The organism is Polaribacter sp. (genome assembly GCF_036480315.1).
Taxonomy (GTDB): Bacteria; Bacteroidota; Bacteroidia; order Flavobacteriales; family Flavobacteriaceae; genus Polaribacter.
Window position 1 is genome coordinate 111,843 of the sequence record NZ_JAZGGG010000050.1, and the last position, 19,956, is coordinate 131,798.

The following is a 19,956-nucleotide window of genomic DNA, read 5'->3' on the forward strand; positions in this document are numbered from 1 at the left end:
AAGTTAATTTTTAAGGAAAAATTACATATATTTATAATCTTTTCTAATGAATAAAAACTAATCGAATATGAAAATAGTAAGTATTAATGCAATGAGAGGACCAAATTACTGGTCGGTTAGAAGACATAAACTAATTGTAATGGTTCTCGATTTAGAGAAAATGGAGGAGTATCCGTCAAATAAAGTAGATGGTTTTTCAGAACGATTAAAAGCAATGTTTCCTAGCATGTACTCGCACCGTTGTTCAGAAGGTTGTGAGGGAGGTTTCTTTATGCGAGTTGATGAAGGAACTTGGATGGGCCATATTATAGAACATATTGCTTTAGAAATACAGACTTTAGCAGATATGGACACAGGCTTTGGGCGAACTAGAGGTTATGGTGAGGAAGGTGTTTATAGCGTAGTGTTTTCTTATATTGAAGAAAATGTTGGTAGATATGCAGCAAAAGCAGCTGTTAGAATTTGTGAAGCTTTAATTAATGGTGAAACGTATGACTTAGATGAAGATATTCAAGAAATGCGAAAACTACGAGAAAGCTCTCGTTTAGGGCCAAGTACAGGTTCTATTGTTGCAGAAGCAGAAGAAAGAGGAATTCCTTGGATTCGTTTGAATCAATATTCATTGGTTCAACTTGGTTATGGAGCCAATCAAAAGCGTATTCAAGCAACCGTTACTAGTGAAACAAGTAGTATTGGTGTTGAACTTGCATGTGATAAAGAAGATACAAAATATTTGCTAGAACAAGCAGAGGTGGAAGTACCAAAAGGAGATATTATACGAAGAGAAAGAAGTTTACAAGACGCTTGCGATTACGTTGGTTATCCTTTGGTTATAAAACCGATTGATGGTAATCATGGGCGTGGAATTACAGTAAATATTCAAAACTATGAAGATGCATTAGAAGGTTTTAAGCACGCGAAGAATAGCTCTAAAAGTGGAGCGATTATCGTAGAGAAATTTATAACAGGAGAAGATTATAGGTTGTTGGTAATCAACAATAAATTGGTAGCTGCTGCAATTAGAACTCCAGCACACGTTATTGGTGATGGTAAATCTACAGTGCAAGAATTAATTGATGAAGTAAATAAAGACCCACGTAGAGGTTATGGTCATGAAAAAGTATTAACACAAATTACAGTTAACGAATTAACAGAAACCATTATAAAAGATGCAGGTTACACCATAGATGCAGTAATTAAAAAAGGAGAAAGACTTATTTTAAAAGACACTGCTAATTTAAGTACTGGTGGAACTGCGAAAGATGTTACAGATATAGTTCACCCTGCAAATGTATTTATGGTGGAGCGAATTTCAAAAATTATCGATTTAGATATTTGCGGAATTGACATAATGACAACTGACATTTCTAAACCATTATCAGAAACTGGAGGAGCAGTATTAGAAGTAAATGCTGGTCCAGGGTTTAGAATGCATTTAGCACCAACAGAAGGTTTACCAAGAAACGTTGCAGCACCAGTAATTGATAAATTATTTCCACCAGGAGCAACATCAAGAATTCCAATTATTGCCATTTCTGGTACAAACGGAAAAACCACCACCACGCGTTTAATTGCGCATATGGCAAAAATGAAAGGTTACAATGTTGGTTATACAACAAGTGATGGTGTTTATATTCAAAATAGATTATTAATGACTGGAGATTGTACAGGTCCTGCAAGTGCAGAATTTGTATTACGAGATCCAACAGTAGATTTTGCAGTTTTAGAATCTGCACGAGGTGGTTTATTAAGAGCTGGTTTAGGATTTAAACATTGCGATATTGGTATTGTAACTAATGTTGCTGCAGATCATTTAGGTTTAAAAGGAATCCATACAGTTGAGCAATTAGCAAAAGTAAAAGGAGTAATTCCGGAGACAGTTTCACCTGAAGGAACAGCAATTTTAAATGCAGATGATGATTTGGTATACGCAATGCGTAAAAATATTGAATGTAACGTTGCATTGTTCTCTTTAGATGAAGAGAATCCTCGAATAAAAGCGATGCAAAAACGAGGAGGTTTATCTGCAATTTACGAAAACGGATACATCACAATTTGTAGAGGTGAATGGAAGATGAGAATTATTAAAGCAGTAAACGTTCCATTAACTTTTGGTGGAAAAGCAACATTTATGATACAAAATGTGTTGCCCGCAGTTTTAACCGCGTACTTAAAAGGGTTTTCTATTGAGGACATGAAAATGTCTTTAGAAACCTTTATTCCGTCTGCTACACAAACTCCAGGAAGAATGAATTTATTTAAATTTAAAAACTTTCAAATTTTGGTAGATTACGCACATAATCCTGCAGGAATGAGAGCTTTAAAGTCGTTTACAGATAATTTAGAAGCGTCTGTTAAAATAGGAATTATTGCTGGGATTGGAGATCGTCGTTTAGAAGATAACAACGAAATGGGAAGTATTGCTGCAGATATGTTTGATGAAGTAATTATTCGTCAAGACAAAAGGTTACGTGGCAAAACAGAAGAAGAGTTGATTAAAATGCTTGATGATGGAATTAAAAAACGAGATCCAAATAAAAAGACAACTATAATTCCTTCTGAAAGAGATGCAATTTTACACGCAGTAAAACATGCTCCTAAAGATGCATTAATTGTATTATGTAGCGATGTAATTCCAGATGCTTTAAACTTGGTTAAAGAACTCAAAGAAAAAGAAGCAAATGAACTCTATGAGTTTACAACAGATAATATACCTAATCAACATTAAAAATAAAAAGCTTCCAAATTTGGGAGCTTTTTTGTTAAAGTCTTCTAAAAACCAAATCATTAGGTTTTTAAAAAGGTAAATTCGCAAAAAAATATATTTTTATGCCACGTTGGGTAATTCCTCTTATAATTTTAACCGTTTTAATAATTACGGTAGAAGTTTATACATTTCAAGCATTTAAAACCATTTCTAAAAGTAAATTAGTTCGCTTTCTATTTTTAGCAATTAGTATTAGTGTGTACTTGTACTCTTTTATTACTATCTTTAGTTATGATAGAAGTAACGGTCAAACGCCAGAATTTCAAATGGCAATGGGTTTGTTACTAACAGTTTCAATACCTAAATTAGTTATAATTTTTGTGTTGTTTGGTGAAGATATTTATAGGTGGATTTTGAAGTTAATTTCCGCAATATCGCAAGGAGATACAAAACCACTACCAAGTAGAAGAAAATTTATTTCTCAAATAGCTTTAGGCTTGGCATCAATTCCTTTTGCAGCTTTTATTTACGGAATTATTCAAGGAAAATACAATTACAAGGTTTTAAAATACCAACTAACCTTTAAAGATCTACCAGAAGCTTTCGATGGTTTTACGATTACACAAATTTCAGATATCCATTCAGGAAGTTTCACTAACAAAGAAAAAATAAAATATGGTGTTGATTTAATAAATCAACAAAAATCTGATATTATGTTATTTACAGGCGATATTGTAAATAACAAAGCAGATGAAATGGATAATTGGATTGATGTTTTCGATAAACTAGAAGCTAAAGAAGGTAAATATGCAATTCTTGGAAACCATGATTATGGTGATTATATGGATTGGAAAAATCCGCAAGATAAAATTGATAATTTTCAGAAAGTAAAAGACATTCATCAAAAAATTGGTTTCGATTTATTATTAGATGAACATCGTTATTTAGAAAAAGACGGACAAAAAATAGCATTGCTAGGCGTAGAAAATTGGGGAAAAGGATTTAATCAAGCTGGAGATTTACAAAAAGCATCTGCAAATATAAAACAAGAAGACTTTAAAATCTTAATGTCTCACGACCCAAGTCATTGGGAATACAAGATAAAAGATGATCCTTTTAATTATCAACTTACGTTAAGCGGCCATACACATGGTTTGCAAATGGGAATTGAAATTCCGGGTTGGTTAAAATGGAGTCCTTCAAAATATGTTTATAAACAATGGGCAGGTTTGTATGAAGAAGCTGGTAGATATATAAATGTAAACAGAGGTTTTGGGTATCATGCATTTCCAGGACGCGTTGGTATTTGGCCAGAAATTACCGTTATAGAATTGAAAAAAGGCTGACAATCAGCTTATTCAATAAGAAATGCTATCTTTGTCAATTAAAGAAAAAGTAATCTATATGTTTTTCCCCCTATAAAAACTTTATATTATGACAAAATTTGGCGAATTAATTAACTTTAATAAACCAGTTCTAATCGACTTTTACACAGATTGGAACGAAATAGAAAACAACATAGAAACATTAAGAGATGTAGCTATCGCTTTAGGTGATAAAGCCAAAGTAATTAAAATAGACATTAAGAAGAATGAAATACTTGCAGACGCTTTGCGTGTAAAAGGAAACCCTACTTTTATGATCTATAAAAATGGCGAAATGAAATGGCGTCAAACAGGTTTTAAAGATGCAAAAACTTTAATTGGTTTAGTACAAGAGTATTTTTAAAATCCTTTTTTTTTGAAGCTTTTTCCAGCTTTCCGTTATATCTTTTTTACTTTGTTCTCGATACAATTTTTCTTCCTTCGTCAAAAAAATTACTCGAACTGACAGTAAAAAAGGATGCCACTTCAATCTGGGCTAAACTTATTTGCAAACAATTATCTTTTATTAAAAATTATTTATCATACCTACGAAGGCAGAAATCCATAAAAAAGGATATAAAATATTTATTTTATAACAGTGTTTTTTTGAAAACCAAGTTTAGATTCCTGCTTACACAGGAATGACACTCTAAAAAATCTTTTAAATTGCCTTAAAAGTAAATCTATTTTTAGTAAATTCTTCCAAAACTTTAGGTAACACAAAACGCAATTTTTCGGCAGCTTTTATACTGTCATGAAAAACAATAATACTTCCGTTTTTAGTGTTTTTTAAAACATTATCTAAACATTTTTCTTTAGAAATTGATGTATCAAAATCTGCAGATAAAACATCCCACATAATTATTTTATATCCTTTTTTAAGGATTTCTTTCGCTTGCGAAGATCTTATTTTTCCATAAGGAGGTCTAAAAAGTTTTAAGTTTTGAGACTTTAATTTTGAGATTTGAGATTTCTCCATTTCAGTTGAAATGACATTCTCGCATTCTAAAACATTCTCTAAATAATCATCTTTAGGAATTTTCCAGCCGTTTAGATGGTTTTGTGTATGATTTCCAATTGAATGTTTATCAGAAAGTATCCTGTTAAAAATTTCTGGATGATTTACAGTATTTTTTCCAATGCAAAAAAAAGTAGCTTTTGCGTTGTGTTTCTTTAATTGGTCTAAAACAAAATCAGTAATTTCTGGAGTTGGGCCATCATCAAAAGTTAAGTAGATTTCTTTTTTAGCCAAAGAAAAACGCCAAGTGTATTTAGAGAAGAATCTCATAATAACATTTGGCGTTCTGGGGAAATATGATTTCAATTTATTCTTTTATTAGCTCTAAATCGGCTGGTTCTTCATCAGGAATTAAACTGCTGAATAATTTTACATTTTCTATAAATTCATTCTGTAGTTGATTCATATATTCTCTATCGCCATCAAATTCTTCAATCTGTCCTAAAATATTTCTATACATATATAAATGTGTATCAATATTATCGAAAACCATGTCAAAATCTTTGTATGTACTGTAATGTTGTAGCTTTTGCTGAAAAATAGTAATCAAAGTTCTAGCCGTTTTTCTAGCACTTTCTTTGTCGCCAATTTTATAGTACAATTCTGGATACCCTAAAGATATACTGTAATGCCCAAAATCTTCAATTGGCATTTTATACAAAGACAAATCTAATACTTCTTTTGCAGAAGCTGAATCTTTTTGTTTTAAGAATGTTTCAGACAAACGCATTAAATTGTTACGTAAAGAAATTGCGTTTCGTCTTGTTTGTTCATCAATATAGATTTTACCGCTGTTAATATTGTGCCAGTTTAATTTTTTAATATTGGCGTACATTTTTTCAGTATCAATTCTACCCATATCAAACAAACTAACCTCTCTAACTAATTTACCTTCTTTGTCGTAAATTTTTGTTGGTGTTTTAATTGGCACTAATTTGTAAGACATTCCGTCTAATTGCATATAATCTTTTAACCAGATATATTCTTCATCTGCATTTGCACCACCTGTAAAATAAATTGGGCGTTTCCAATCGAAGTTTGCCAAAATATCTAACATTAAAATTCTGTTTTTAGTTAAACCTTGTCTATCAACAGTAATATCTATATAATCTACAATTTTATCTGCATCTTTTTGTGCAACAATTCCAGATTTTAAAGCATTTTCTTTATTAACAGGAATTCGAATTCTATTGGTTGGGTATGTTTTTTCTTTTACATCATTTTCTTCATCGATATAATAGGTTACAAGATTATCACTTGCAATCCATCGCATAAAATCTTTAATGTTAATTATAGAATCTTTAAACTGGGGATGCGGAACGTGATACGCTACATCTAAAGTACCAAATTTGTATTGATCGTGCGTTAATTGAGATGGAATAGGAGCTGCTTTATAGCTGGCTCTTTTCATCTGATCTATATACCAATCTGTTGCAAAAAGGCTTGTGTTTATTAACTTTAAATCGGTTCTAATTCCTTCAACTTCTTGTAGGTACCAAAGCGGAAAAGTATCATTATCTCCAATTGTAAATAAAATTGCGTTTTGATCACAAGATTCTAAATACGCTTGTGCATTTAGTAAAGTGGTGTGTCTACCGCCTCTATCATGATCATCCCAATTTTCGGAAGCCATTAAGGTTGGTACTGCTAAAAGTGAAACTACAGAAACTGCAATTGCTATTGTTTTTTTGTTAGCAAAACTTTTTAAATATTCATATAATGCGAGTACACCTAAACCAATCCAAATTGCAAAAATGTAGAAACTACCTACCACAGCATAATCTCTTTCTCTTGGTTCAAATGGTTTTGGGTTTGTGTAAAATATAATTGCCAAACCAGTAAAAGCAAAGAAAAGTAACAATGTAAAAAAGTTTTCTTTGTCCCATTTAATTTGATAAAACAACCCAATTAATCCTAAAATTAGTGGTAAAAAATAATATTTATTTCTTCCTTTGTTATGTTCTACATCATCTGGTAATGCTTTTTGAGAGCCTAATCTTGCTTCATCAATGATGTCGATTCCACTTAACCAGTTCCCGTTTTCAATATCTAAATTACCTTGTGTGTCGTTTTGTTTTCCAACAAAATTCCACATAAAATAACGACCGTACATATAACCAAACTGAAAACTCATCATAAAGCTTATGTTTTCTCCAAAAGTAGGTCTACGTTTACTATTTGGAGAAATACCAGCGATAGCTTTGTACATTTTTTCTTTTGATGGATCTACCATTCTTGGTATAAAACCTTTGTGTTTATCTGAATAATTAGGCAATACATTTTTGTATTTATTTACAATTTCATATTTACCATTTAACTTTTCGTACTTTGGTTTATCGTCTCTAAAAGGTTTGTTTCTATCTTGATCTCTTTCGTAAGAATTAGAATAATAAGTATCATAAAAAACATTGGCATCACCATATTGTTCACGTTCATAATACGCTAATAATTCACGTGCACTAGAAGGATTATTTTCGTTTACTGTTGTATTTGCGTTTGCTCTAATTGGTAACATCATCCAAGAAGAGAAACCAACCATAATAAATAAAACGGAAAGAATTAAAGTATTTGCCGTAATCTTATTATGTTTTCTAGTGTATTTTAATCCGAAGAAAAACAACGCAACTAAAATAATTGCAGCAATAATAGAACCTGAATTATATGGCAATCCAATAGAATTGATAAAGAATAATTCTGATGCACTAAAGAATTTTAAAGTAAAAGGGAATAAGAATTTAAAAACAAACATTAAAACTACCACAGAAATTACAGTTGCAATTGCCGTTGTTTTAAAATTGATGTTTTTATATGTTTTAAAGAAATACAACATTACAATTGAAGGAATTACCAACAATGACAATATGTGTACACCAAACGATAAACCAACTACAAAACTGATTAAAACCAGCCATTTGTTTCCTCTTGCTGTATGAATTTCTGTTTCCCATTTTAAACCTAACCAAAATAATAACGCCATTAAGAAAGAAGACATTGCATACACTTCTCCTTCAACTGCACTAAACCAAAAACTGTCTGAAAATGTATACGCTAAAGAACCTACTAAACTACTTCCTAAAATAGCAATGTATTTTCCTTCGGAAATTGCACCAGATTTTAGAGCTAATTTTTTAGCTAAATTGGTAATGGTCCAAAACATAAACAGAATTGTAAATGCACTTGCCAAAGCAGACATAAAGTTTACCATTTTTGCAATCTGACTTAAATCGCCCGTAAACATTGCAAAAAATGCGCCTAACATTTGAAAAAGTGGTGCTCCAGGAGGATGCCCAACTTGTAATTTAACAGAAGTGGCAATATATTCTCCACAATCCCAAGAGCTAACTGTTGGCTCTAGTGTTAAGGTATAGGTAATTAAGGCTATTATAAATGCAATCCATCCTAAAATGATATTCCATTTTTTAAAATTTACTGATGTCATAATTCTAAAATAATCTGTGGCGAATTTACTAATATTTACCAATAAAATAGGCAGTAAGTTACTTTATTGATAGGCTGAATGCTCATAAAAGTTTGTTAAAGTCAAAATTTATTTAAAAATGTTTGTAGGATTGAAAGAATGTGTTAAATTTGCACCCGCATAAAAGCATTGGCCTATGGTGTAATTGGTAACACACCGGTTTTTGGTACCGACATTCAAGGTTCGAGTCCTTGTAGGCCAACAAAAAAGTCCTAACAAATTAAATTTGTTAGGACTTTTTACTTTTTATAAACTTCCTTTTTTATTAAAAAACCATATGTTAATTTAAATTTCTTATGAAATAGCTTGTTTTACCAACGCTAAATTTTTATCAGAAAAAGAAATATTTAAAGCTGCATTATGACCTTTATCAGACATTTTAAACCAAGTTTTCTTTAAAATATTGATTATTTTTTCATCTGTATGTTTCGTTGTAAATTCATCAAAATAATACTCTAGAAAAACCAAACAAATAATGTCTTCTAAAGTTTGAGACTCTTCACTTTTCTTAATTAATTTTTTTAATATAATTTTTTCAACGCTTTCTATAAATTGATTTTCAAAACCAACCTGTTCAAGTATTTCTACCGTAAGTCTTGCATGCATTTTTTTTAATTCCTCGCGCCATTTTAAATACCCAATTCTATCCATTGGATATTCTTTTCTACCTATTTTCCAACGACAAATATGTTGTGATCTTGCTGCAACTTGTAATGCCTTTGACGCATTTGGAGCAAATTGAAGCAGCTTTCTTGTCATCTTTTGAGAATACAAAAGTTCTTTAGAAGATTCTAAACCAGAAACTTGATACGTGTTTGGGGCTTCAGCATTTTTTTATCTATAATTGCAATGGCTGTTTCAAATCTACTTGACTTCATCGTTACCTTTATTTAGAAAAGCCAATATACATATTTCCTTCTTTAAGCTTAATAGAATAGATAATTATAGGCGCTAAATTTACATCTGTTTCTAATTAAAAATCTTTTTATGAATTGGGTAGCCAATTTTAGGTATTCCTTTATAACCTCTGCTAACCTACTTCTAGCAACATTATTTCTTACTTTTTATGGTGGTAGATTTTGACAAGCAAACCATTTAACTAATCTAGAAAAATTGCAGTCTAACCATATAATTTTTCATTGTTTTATTATTTACTACTTTTGATTTCAGATGTATACTAACTATGAAAACACCTTATTTCTTTTTTTTTGTTTTAATTTTCACTTTTGGTAAGTCGTATTCTCAAATTGAAAGAGATTTAATAAATGATTGGAAATATCAAGCTAAAAAAGGCGACAGTGCTTTTTTAAAAAACAATAAAAAATTAGCTTTTGTTTATTACAAAAAAGCAAAAAAGATTTCTTTTTTAATAAATGAATATCCTGCTTCAATAATTACTTATGGTAGAATACAAGGTGTGTCAACCAAAATGGAACCTGACAGTTTATTAAATAAAGTTATAAATTATCTAGACATAACTTATAAAGATTATAATGAACTTAAAAAAAATATAAAAGACTCTATAAAGACAGGTGGTCTTGAATATTATTATCAAACATTGTTTAAAAATATAGTCAAACAAAACAAAAACATACTTCCTGCAATTAAAGAATTAGCATTTATAGAAGAGTTTAATAATCACTATTTAAATTCATTTTATTTTTACAAAAAATGGGAGAAAATAGATTCTATAAATATTAAAAATTATTCAAAAGAATATATGAATGTTGCTATAAAAAGGGGGCACATTTCATTTAATGATAAAAAACACGAAGATGCACTTACCTACTATAAGAAAGCAATTTTTTTGTTAAAACAAAACCCTGATTTAAAATCTGTTTTTTTTGAAGATTTTCATATGTTTATTTTTAATACATATTTGGCCTTAAATGATTGTAATGGTTTTACTACTTATGAAGAAAATTTAATCAATTATTATAATGAAGTCTATGGTGATAACAACTTAAAACTGGCATTTTTTTATAATGAATTAGGGGTTTGTTATAATAACAATAACACTATTAATAATCACTTAAAACTTGCTAAAATTTATTTTAGCATGGCTTTAAATACATATAGAATAGCTAATGAAATTGATAGTGAAGGTTATAAAATAACAAAAGAAAATTATTTATCTTTTGTTAAAGAAGAAGATAAAGTTAAAGAGCAAATTGAAATACTCGGTTTGGAATTAGATGTCTATAAACGTTTAGAGGTAAAAAATGAGAAGTATATAAATGCCTTAAGTATATATATACATTTAATTAAAAACGATAAAAATTTGGTTAAAGAACTAGAGAAAAGGCTTAAAGACAAAATCAAATATTATAAAGAGTCTAATAATTATAAGGAATACAATAAATCTCTTAGTCAGTTAATCCTCTTTTTATTAAAGGATGAAAATAAGCGGAAAGAACTAGAAAAAGTTCTTTTAGAGAAACTTAATTATGTAGTTAAAAATAAAGATTATACAGCTGATTATATATTTACATTTATGAATTTATCACAACTATATATGGATAATAATGAGGGTGGTAAAGTATTAGAATTATTCAATAAAAATGAAGAAATTTTAAGAGGGATAAATATTAAGTATGGCAGTATATATAGTGTTTGTTCAAGAATACAAACTCTTCATGGAAATGCAAAAAAAGCTTTAGAGTTTTTAGATTTAGCTATAAACTATAATGAATCAATTAATTCTGATTATACATTAATTTCCGAATTAATGATATTAAAAACTGTTTCTCTGCTAAAAATTAATGAGTTTGATAAAGCAAAGGAAGTTTTCTATTTAAATAAAAAGAAAATGGAAGATAAAGGCTTAGAAAATACAATTGCATACTCACGTGTTTTAGTCCTTCAACAAACATATGAACAAGATGCTACTTTAAAGTTATCTCGTTTTAATTACAAAAGAATTATTAAACAATATGAGTTAAATGATGATTTGTCAAATGAATACTTTTCAGCAGTTTTTAAATATGCTCAATTATTAACAGCCGAAAGTAAATATGAAGAAGCAAAAGAATATTACTTTAAAGCACATACATATTTCTTAAAAAATTTAGAAAATGAATTAAAGTATAAAGTTTCCTCTTCAATAGAATTTCAAATAAATAATGAGAGTATAGAACTACTTGCTAGTTTGCAATATTTTAATTTTAAATTAAAAGGAGCTGATGATAAAATAAATAAAATTGCCATTCAAGCATCACTCTTATCAAAAAACTTAAAACTGAATATTGTTAATAATATATTTAAAAAACTTTTAGCTACTAATGATCCATTTTTGCAAGAGAATGTAGCAGAAATGAGTAAACACTTACTTAAACATGAAGCCAATATAGATTATTTTAATTATTTAGATGAATCTGGAGAATTGTTAGAAAAAGCTAATAAACTAGCCCTAAAACAATATGAATTCCTAGTTTCTTTTTTCTTTAAAAAGTTTGATGAACCGTTAGTGAAAATTCCAGATTATAGAAACATTAAATTAAAAGAAGATGAGGTTTTTATTGATTATCAGAGAGTATTAAATTTTAAAGATCAATATGAGTATTTAGCTTATGTATATACAAAAAGCAAAAAAAAACCAAGTATTATTAAACTAGGTTTAGAAACAGATTTAAAAGAAAATTCAAACAAACTTCAAAATTTAACATATATAAATAGAGGTACAATAACTAAGGGCACTAAAAAAGAGACTTATGGTAAACAAGTGTATGAATTTGTTTGGAGACCAATTAGTAACCTTATAAAAGATTATAAAACTATTTATTTTTCTTTTGATGGCTTGCTGAATAAAATTCCTTTAGCTGCTGTACAAGATATAGATGGTGTTTTATTAGGAGAAAAATATGACCTGAATCAATTATCAAATACTTCTGTTTTAATAAATGAAAAATCAAAAAAACCAAACTTAAATAATCTACTTTCTTTTGGTGGTATAAATTACAATACCTCAACAAATGAAGAAAGTTCAGTTGGGTTTCATTTTCTAAAAGGTACTTTAGAAGAAGTTAATAATATAAAAAAAATACTACCAACTTCAGAAATAATAAGAGGTAATAATGCTACTGAAGATAAGTTTTGGTCTCTTTCAGGAAACGCTCCTTCAGTAATTCATATTGCTACTCATGGGTTTTATAATGAATATAACAAAGATGCAACTGGTTTTGGGAGTAAGTTTAAAATTCATAAAGATCCATTAAAAAGAACAGGTTTAATTCTAAGTAATGGTAATAATGGGATGAACAATATAATAAAAGGACCAGATGGTGTTTTAACAGCTAAAGAAATTTCTTATTTAGATTTAAGCAACACTGAGGTAGTTGTGTTAAGTGCTTGCGAAACTGCTTTGGGAGATATTGATGGTTCTGAAGGTGTTTACGGCTTACAACGTGCATTTAAAATGGCAGGTGTAAGTAAAATTATTATGAGTTTATGGGAAGTACCAGATGCTGAAACATCAGAGTATATGAATTATTTTTATACTTATTGGAAAGAGTTAAAAGATGCTACAAAAGCTTTTAAAAAGGCACAAAAGCAAATGATGATAAAATATAAAGATGAACCTGAAAAATGGGCCGCATTTATTTTGGTTGAATAAGTGTTTTTTAATAAAAAAAGCCCTAATAAATTTAATTATTAGGGCTTTTTACTTTTATAGAAATTTAACTTTTTATTTTTTCATTAAGAAATCCTTTAAATCTTGATACATTGAAGCTTTATAAGCAACTTTAGTATTGTTGATTACTTTTTTAATTTGTGCTGGAATTTCAACTTTTACAGGTAACGTTTCTTCAACAACATCTAAAAACTTTACTGGATGTGCAGTTTCTAGAAAAACACCAAATTCGTTTTCTTTTAAACCGTGTTTTTTTAAACCTAAATAACCAACTGCTCCATGAGGATCTGCAACGTAACCAGAATTATTATAGATTTCTTTCATTGTAGCACGAGTTTCATCATCTGAAAAACTATAAGAAGAAAATGCACTTTTTAGCGCTTTTAAATCATTATTAAACAATTCTTGTATTCTGATAAAGTTACTTGGGTTACCAACATCCATCGCGTTAGAAATAGTCGCTTTAGATGGTTTTGGTTTGTAAACTCCATCAACTAAATAATTAGGAACGATATCATTCACATTTGTAGAAGCTACAAAATGTTTAATAGGTAAGCCTAATTTTTGCGCCATGATTCCCGCACAAATATTTCCGAAATTTCCACTTGGAACAGAAAAAATTAGATCTTTATGTTTTTTGTGTAACTCTTTATAAGCAAAGAAAAAATAAAACATTTGTGGTAACCAACGTGCAACGTTTATAGAATTTGCAGAGGTTAATGTTTTTGTTATTTCTTCATCTAAAAAGGCAGTTTTTACCATTTCTTGACAATCATCAAAAACACCATCAACTTCAAGAGCAGTAATATTCTGACCTAAAGTTGTCAATTGCTTTTCTTGAATATCACTTACTTTTCCTGATGGATAAAGGATAACAACATTTACACCTTTTACTCCTAAAAACCCGTTTGCAACTGCGCCTCCTGTATCTCCAGAAGTAGCAACTAGTACAGTTACTTCGTCATCACTATCTTTATTGAAATATTCTAAACACTGCGCCATGAATTTTGCGCCAACATCTTTAAAAGCCATTGTTGGTCCATGAAACAATTCTAAAGAAGCTATGTTATCATCAACTTTAACCAAAGGAAAATCGAAAGAAATAGTTTTTGCTACAATCTCTTTTAATTTTTCGGTAGGAATTTCATCACCTACAAACTGTTTAATTACTTCATATGCAATTTCATGATTTGAATAATCAGAAATGTTCTCTATAAAATCTTTTGAAAGTAGTTGAATATTATCTGGAAAATAGATTCCTCTATCTTTAGCTAAACCTTGAACAACTGCATTTTTAAAAGTTGATATTGGTGATTTATGGTGTAAACTGTAATAGTTCATTATTTAAAGTTTTTGGTTTTGAGTTTTGAGTTTTGAGTTACAGTGGAAACTAAACACTCAAAACTAACAACTATTTTATAATTTTTATTCCTTCTTGATTCACTTTTGAAATAAACATTTCAAAGTCAATACCTGTATTTTTATAACTTTCTTCGATGCTTTTGTATACTTTTTTGGCAATTTCATCTCCTTTACAAAGTGCATAAATTGTTGGTCCAGAACCACTAATTCCAGCTCCTAATGCTCCTGCTTTTGTGGCTGCGTTTTTTACTTCGTCAAAATGTGGAATTAAACCTTTACGAACAGGTTCAACAATAATATCTACTAAAGAATTACTTATTAATTCGTAATTATCAGAATATAAACCTGCAATCAATCCACCTACATTTGCCCATTGTGTAACTGCATCTTTTAAAGCAATTTCTGTAGGTAAAACTTCTCTAGCGTCTTTTGTTTTAACTTCAACTTGCGGGTGAATAGCAACAACTCTTAATTCACTAGGAATAGGTAGTTTTATAATTTCTAAAGGATTGTAGCTTCTTACTAAAACAAAACCGCCATAAATTGCGGCAGAAACATTGTCTGCAATTGGGGTTCCACAAGCAACTTCTTCACCAAACATAGCAAATTTTGTCAATTCTAAATCAGAATAAATATTTCCTAAAAATTGATTTGCACCAAAAGCAGCTCCAGCAGCACTTGCGGCAGAACTACCCAATCCACTTCCTGGAGAAAAACCTTTGTGAATTGTTAATTCGACACCGAAATCTGCATTTGCTGCATTCAATATTTTTTTAACAACAGCACTTGCTGCATTTTCATCAACATTATACGTTAAATCTGCACCAGTAATATTTGTTATTTTAACGCCCTTTTCGGTTGTTTTGGTGAACGTCATTTCATCTCCAATTGCATCAACAGCAAAACCTAGGGAATCGAATCCACAAGAAACATTAGCAACAGTTGCAGGAGCAAATATTTTTAAATAATCCATTTTTTAAAAGTTTGCAGTCTTCAGTCTTCAGTTTGCAGTCAGTAGATTACTGAAAACTGCCTACAGAAGACTGAAGACTTTATTTATTAGCAATTCTAATTACATCAGCAAAAATACCAGAAGCAGTAACATCTGCACCAGCACCAGCACCTTTTATAATTAAAGGATTCTCTGGATATCTGTCTGTGAAAAATAATACAATATTATCACTTCCTTCTAAATTATAAAAAGGGTGATCTGAAGTAATGTGCTGTAAACCTACATTTGCTTTTCCATCAATAAATTCTGCAACATATTTTAAGCGACAATCTTTATCATTTGCTTCTTTAAATATATTTTGAAAATGCCCTTCGTTTTTTGTTAATGACGAGTAAAAGTCGTCATTATTAGAAGTTTTTAAACTGTCTTCAGGTAAAAAAGCATTATTAGAAATATCTTCTAACTCTAATTTATAACCACTTTCTCTCGCTAAAATTAATATTTTTCTAGCAACATCAACTCCACTTAAATCAATTTTAGGGTCTGGTTCTGTATAGCCTTCTTTTTGAGCAGCTGCAACAACATCATGAAATGTAGAATCGGCGTTAAAATTATTGAAAACAAAATTTAAACTTCCAGATAAAACAGCTTGAATTTTTTGAACTCTATCACCAGAATTGATTAAATTTTTAAGTGTATCTATAATTGGTAAACCTGCTCCAACATTTGTTTCAAATAAAAACGAAGCATTATATTTTCTTGATACTTGTTTTAAAGTTTTATAATTATCAAAACTAGAAGCACAAGCAATTTTATTACAAGTTACTACGGAAATACTATCGCTTAAATAACTTTCATAGACTTCAGAAACTTGTTGATTAGCAGTATTATCTACAAAAACACTATTTCTATGGTTTGATTCTTTTACTTTTTTATGAAAGCTTTCTAAAGTTGTTGGCTCACCGTTTTCTAATGCTTCTTTCCAGTTATCTAGATTGATACCTTTATTGTCAAAAGCCATTTTTCTAGAATTTGCAATCCCAATAACTCTAATGTTTAATTTTAGATTTTCTTTTAAGAATTCTTTTTGTTGTTGAAGTTGAGATAAAAAACGTTCTCCAACATTACCAACACCAGTAACAAATAAATTTAACTGCTTTGTTTCTTCTTCAAAAAATTGCTCATGTAAAATATTTAATGCTTTTTTTGCGTCATGTTTATTAATTACAGCAGAGATATTTTTTTCTGATGAACCTTGTGCAATCGCTCTAACATTTACATTATTTCTACCTAAAGCACTAAACATTTGTCCGCTTAAACCTTGGTAGTTTTTCATACTTTCACCAACCACAGCAATAATTGCTAAATCGCTTTCTATAATAATTGGTTTTATTTTCTTTTTGTCTATTTCTATACTAAAAGTTTCGTCTAAAAGATTTTTTGCCTTTGCAGCGTCGTTTTCAAAAATACCCACGCAAATTGAATGTTCTGATGAAGCTTGAGTTATAAAAGTAACATTTATTTTTGCCACAGAAAGTGTTTCAAACAAACGTTTAGAAAAACCAGGAACCCCAACCATTCCTCCACCTTCTAAAGTAATTAAACTAACATTTTCTATGTGAGAAATTCCTTTCACATCATTCCCGTTTTTTGGGTCTTTACATATTAAGGTTCCAACACTCTCTGGTTCAAATGTATTTTTAATTCTAATAGCAATTTCTTTTCTTAATGCAGGTTGAATTGTTGGTGGATACAAAACTTTTGCTCCAAAATGAGACAATTCCATTGCTTCTTCATAAGAAATTTCTGAAATAGGATATGCTTGTTTTACAACGCTAGGGTTTGCAGTATACATTCCACTAACGTCTGTCCAAATTTGTAACTCTTCTGCTTCTAAAGCTGCAGCATAAATTGCAGCAGTAAAGTCAGAACCACCTCTACCTAAAGTAGTTGTTTCTCCATCAATATTAGAAGAAATAAAGCCACCTAAAAGTGTAACTTGGTACATATTTTCTTCAAAAAATGAAATAATCTTTTTATTCGTAATTTTAAAATTTACTTGCGCATTTAAATACTCATTGTTAGTAGAAATTAACGCTCTACTTTCCTTATGCGTTGCGTTTAAAATTTCTTTTGCAGCATTTGCAATAATGTATGAAGACAGTCGCTCTCCAAAACTACAAACTTTTGCTAATGTTTTATCAGACAATTCTTGTAATAAAAAAATACCTTCGTAAATTGAATTAAGTCTAGTAAACAAAGAAGAAATTTCGGCAACAACTTCCGTTTTATTTTTGTAAATCAAATCCTCAATTACTTGAAAATGTAATTCTCTTATAGTCTTTAAAATTTCTTTAGCTGCAGTAATGTCTTTTAAAGACTCATTAGCACCTGCTATTAAATTATTGGTAGATTTACCAAAAGCAGATACTACAACAGCAACTTTACTGTCTTTAGATGTTTTAGCAACTATGTCTAAAACTTTTTTTATGTTTTCTGAATTTGCAACTGATGAGCCGCCAAACTTTAATACTTTCATTTTTAAATTTCTTAATGAAAATTAATTATTTATGATTTTTATATCGAGTGTATCGAAATAATTTAACCTGTGTTTATATAATATAGTAGAACCCCTAAAGGGTAATTGTTGTAGAAGTGCGTGTAATATTTTCCATAGAAACACCAACTATAGAAATAGTTTTGAAGGTTTTTATGTTTAGATTAGAAATACTCACGTAGCAAAAGTATTGTTAAAATTTAATTTATGCTTATTTAATGTAGATTATTTTACTTTTTGAATCAATTTATATGAATTTATTAAAATTGATGTATTAAAAATATAAATAACAAACTATTTAGCGGATAGATTTATCTTTTCTTTAATAATTAAAGCAATTGGTTTATTTTGAATTTTACTTTCTAACCAAGATAAAATATCTAAATACAAGAAAGCTCTTTTTTCATATGGATGGTTTTCGAACTTATTTAATTTTGCATGAATTTTCTTGAATTCATTTTTAATTTCATGTGGAAAAACATCGCTTAAATCTCTTATAGAATTCAGAAAAACCTTCTGAACTTCTTGCAAATTTTCCATCTTTAATAAAAACTTATAAGTGTCTAAAAATTGTCTTTCTAAATCGTAATCCAATCCACATTCATAATGTGCAATTAAATTTAAAACACGAGCAAAACATTGTAAATCTTCTGCAGATCCTAAATTTTTAGAATGAATAATTTTTTGCAAATAAGTAATACATAATTCGTTTTTACCCATTCCAAAATACAAACAAGCAATTTTGTAATATAACATTACTATGTAATGATTGTCTAATCTGTTTTTGTATTCTTCAATCTTACTATTAATAATATCTACCAAATATTCACCTTCAGAAAAAGTACCTTCTAAAAAATGTAAATGCAGTTTATTGGCGTATAAATATTCGAATATTAGTAATTCTGTGTTTGTATTTAAAGGAATTTTCTTTTGTTCAATATCTGCTTCAAACAAAGCTAACTCATTCTTAAAAGTGGATACTTTTTTTACAAAGAAAGAAGCTTCCAATAAATAATTAATTCCTTTTAAATAAAAAACAGGATGCAAAACTATTAACTTGTTATTCTCTTTAAATAAACCAACCCATTTACTAGCATACTTATAACTCTGTAAAAAATCTTGAGTTAAAAAACTATGCCATAAATGTGCTTTATAAAGCCATAATTTTTCCCTAAAACCTAATTCTTGATAATCATATTTAGGCAATCTATCTTCAAAATATTTATTTACAAACTTTAATTCTTTTTCATTTTTCACATAACCACTTTGTAATAAATAACTATAAAGTTGTAATGATAAATTAGAGAGTTTACTGGCAACTACATTTTGCTGACTTAATTCTTTTGCCTGTATAGAAAGTTGGTCTGCTCTGTTGCTTAAACTTCTTGTAATGTATTGTGTTTCAATAACTTTTTCTAGTTCAACAATTTCGTAAGCAATATTTTTTTCTTCATTTTCTAACGCTAAATTTTTTGCTTTGTCTAATAGTTTTAAACTCTGTTTATACAACCCTTTTTGATATAAAACAGTAGCAAAATCTAATTGTTCTCTAATTTGAATTCTTATGTTTTTATGTGCAGGATTTAAACGAAGGCTAATTAAAATTTGTTTGTATAAATGTGCTTTTAAGTTTGATAACTGTTGTTTAGAAACAATTCCACTTCCAATAATTACCTTTTCATCATATACTTTTAACTTTTCTAAAAACTTAAATAAAGAGAAGAACTTTGCATCAATATTACCTCCTAACCGACCTACATAAAGGTTAAATTGTCTTTTTTCTGACTTGGTTAAAGATTTAATAAGTACAAAAAGAGCATCATTTTGTTGATTGGCGAATGTAATGAATTTACTCATAAACTATTATAAACCAATGTTTTGTATTGAT

11 protein-coding genes and 1 tRNA gene are annotated in these 19,956 nt (G+C 29.2%); 5 read left to right on the top strand and 7 right to left on the bottom strand.

All coding sequences use genetic code 11. The features are described 5' to 3' along the window. Positions 1–67 precede the first annotated feature (67 nt). The 3 genes from cphA to V3V28_RS10305 all read left to right on the top strand — a co-directional run bounded on the left by cphA (position 68) and on the right by V3V28_RS10305 (position 4,435). On the top strand, positions 68–2,728 hold the full coding sequence (gene cphA / locus V3V28_RS10295; RefSeq protein WP_331364930.1) for a cyanophycin synthetase: 2,661 nt from the start codon (positions 68–70) through the stop codon (positions 2,726–2,728). Between the two features lie 101 nt (positions 2,729–2,829). Next, a complete protein-coding gene (locus tag V3V28_RS10300; protein ID WP_331364931.1) occupies positions 2,830–4,053 on the top strand; it encodes a metallophosphoesterase in 1,224 nt (407 codons plus the stop codon). An 88-nt stretch (positions 4,054–4,141) separates the two neighbouring features. Then, positions 4,142–4,435 carry a thioredoxin family protein gene (locus tag V3V28_RS10305; RefSeq protein WP_331364932.1) on the top strand — a complete coding sequence of 98 codons (294 nt, stop codon included), beginning with the start codon at positions 4,142–4,144 and terminating at the stop codon, positions 4,433–4,435. A gap of 297 nt (positions 4,436–4,732) precedes the next feature. Here V3V28_RS10305 and V3V28_RS10310 read toward each other — a convergent pair whose 3' ends face one another. Together V3V28_RS10310 and V3V28_RS10315 are read right to left on the bottom strand one after the other, a co-directional pair. Next, entirely contained in the window at positions 4,733–5,395 is a 663-nt protein-coding gene (locus tag V3V28_RS10310) for a polysaccharide deacetylase family protein (protein WP_331364933.1), read from the bottom strand. Position 5,396: 1 nt separating this feature from the next. Next, complete coding sequence (locus tag V3V28_RS10315; RefSeq protein WP_331364934.1) at positions 5,397–8,528, bottom strand: glycosyltransferase family 117 protein; 3,132 nt, start codon at positions 8,526–8,528, stop codon at positions 5,397–5,399. Positions 8,529–8,697: 169 nt separating this feature from the next. On the opposite strand from V3V28_RS10315, the gene V3V28_RS10320 reads away from it, so the two are divergent. Beyond that, positions 8,698–8,769 (top strand) — tRNA-Gln (locus tag V3V28_RS10320). A 92-nt stretch (positions 8,770–8,861) separates the two neighbouring features. On the opposite strand, the gene V3V28_RS10325 is transcribed toward V3V28_RS10320, so the two are convergent. Further along, positions 8,862–9,341, bottom strand: a complete 480-nt coding sequence (locus V3V28_RS10325; protein ID WP_331364935.1) for a DUF4202 domain-containing protein — start codon at positions 9,339–9,341, stop codon at positions 8,862–8,864. A 409-nt stretch (positions 9,342–9,750) separates the two neighbouring features. Here V3V28_RS10325 and V3V28_RS10330 point away from each other — a divergent pair, with 409 nt between their 5' ends. Next, positions 9,751–13,179 (top strand): CHAT domain-containing protein, encoded by a 3,429-nt coding sequence (locus V3V28_RS10330; RefSeq protein WP_331364936.1) that lies wholly within the window; start codon positions 9,751–9,753, stop codon positions 13,177–13,179. A 72-nt stretch (positions 13,180–13,251) separates the two neighbouring features. On the opposite strand, the gene thrC is transcribed toward V3V28_RS10330, so the two are convergent. The 4 genes from thrC to V3V28_RS10350 form a co-directional block, all read right to left on the bottom strand. Beyond that, positions 13,252–14,538 carry a threonine synthase gene (thrC, locus tag V3V28_RS10335; protein WP_331364937.1) on the bottom strand — a complete coding sequence of 429 codons (1,287 nt, stop codon included), beginning with the start codon at positions 14,536–14,538 and terminating at the stop codon, positions 13,252–13,254. A 70-nt stretch (positions 14,539–14,608) separates the two neighbouring features. Next, complete coding sequence (locus V3V28_RS10340) at positions 14,609–15,532, bottom strand: homoserine kinase (RefSeq protein WP_331364938.1); 924 nt, start codon at positions 15,530–15,532, stop codon at positions 14,609–14,611. A gap of 79 nt (positions 15,533–15,611) precedes the next feature. Continuing rightward, positions 15,612–18,050 carry a bifunctional aspartate kinase/homoserine dehydrogenase I gene (gene thrA / locus V3V28_RS10345; RefSeq protein WP_331364939.1) on the bottom strand — a complete coding sequence of 813 codons (2,439 nt, stop codon included), beginning with the start codon at positions 18,048–18,050 and terminating at the stop codon, positions 15,612–15,614. Between the two features lie 312 nt (positions 18,051–18,362). After that, positions 18,363–19,925: a hypothetical protein gene (locus tag V3V28_RS10350; protein ID WP_331364940.1), complete on the bottom strand. Its 1,563-nt coding sequence runs from the start codon at positions 19,923–19,925 to the stop codon at positions 18,363–18,365. Positions 19,926–19,956 lie beyond the last annotated feature (31 nt).

Coding starts and splice junctions, on each gene's coding strand:
- V3V28_RS10315 (WP_331364934.1), bottom strand. CDS start 8,528: ATGACATCAGTAAATTTTAAAAAATGGAATATCATTTTAGGATGGATT.
- V3V28_RS10305 (WP_331364932.1), top strand. CDS start 4,142: ATGACAAAATTTGGCGAATTAATTAACTTTAATAAACCAGTTCTAATC.
- V3V28_RS10300 (WP_331364931.1), top strand. CDS start 2,830: ATGCCACGTTGGGTAATTCCTCTTATAATTTTAACCGTTTTAATAATT.
- thrA (WP_331364939.1), bottom strand. CDS start 18,050: ATGAAAGTATTAAAGTTTGGCGGCTCATCAGTTGCAAATTCAGAAAAC.
- V3V28_RS10330 (WP_331364936.1), top strand. CDS start 9,751: ATGAAAACACCTTATTTCTTTTTTTTTGTTTTAATTTTCACTTTTGGT.
- V3V28_RS10340 (WP_331364938.1), bottom strand. CDS start 15,532: ATGGATTATTTAAAAATATTTGCTCCTGCAACTGTTGCTAATGTTTCT.
- cphA (WP_331364930.1), top strand. CDS start 68: ATGAAAATAGTAAGTATTAATGCAATGAGAGGACCAAATTACTGGTCG.
- V3V28_RS10350 (WP_331364940.1), bottom strand. CDS start 19,925: ATGAGTAAATTCATTACATTCGCCAATCAACAAAATGATGCTCTTTTT.
- thrC (WP_331364937.1), bottom strand. CDS start 14,538: ATGAACTATTACAGTTTACACCATAAATCACCAATATCAACTTTTAAA.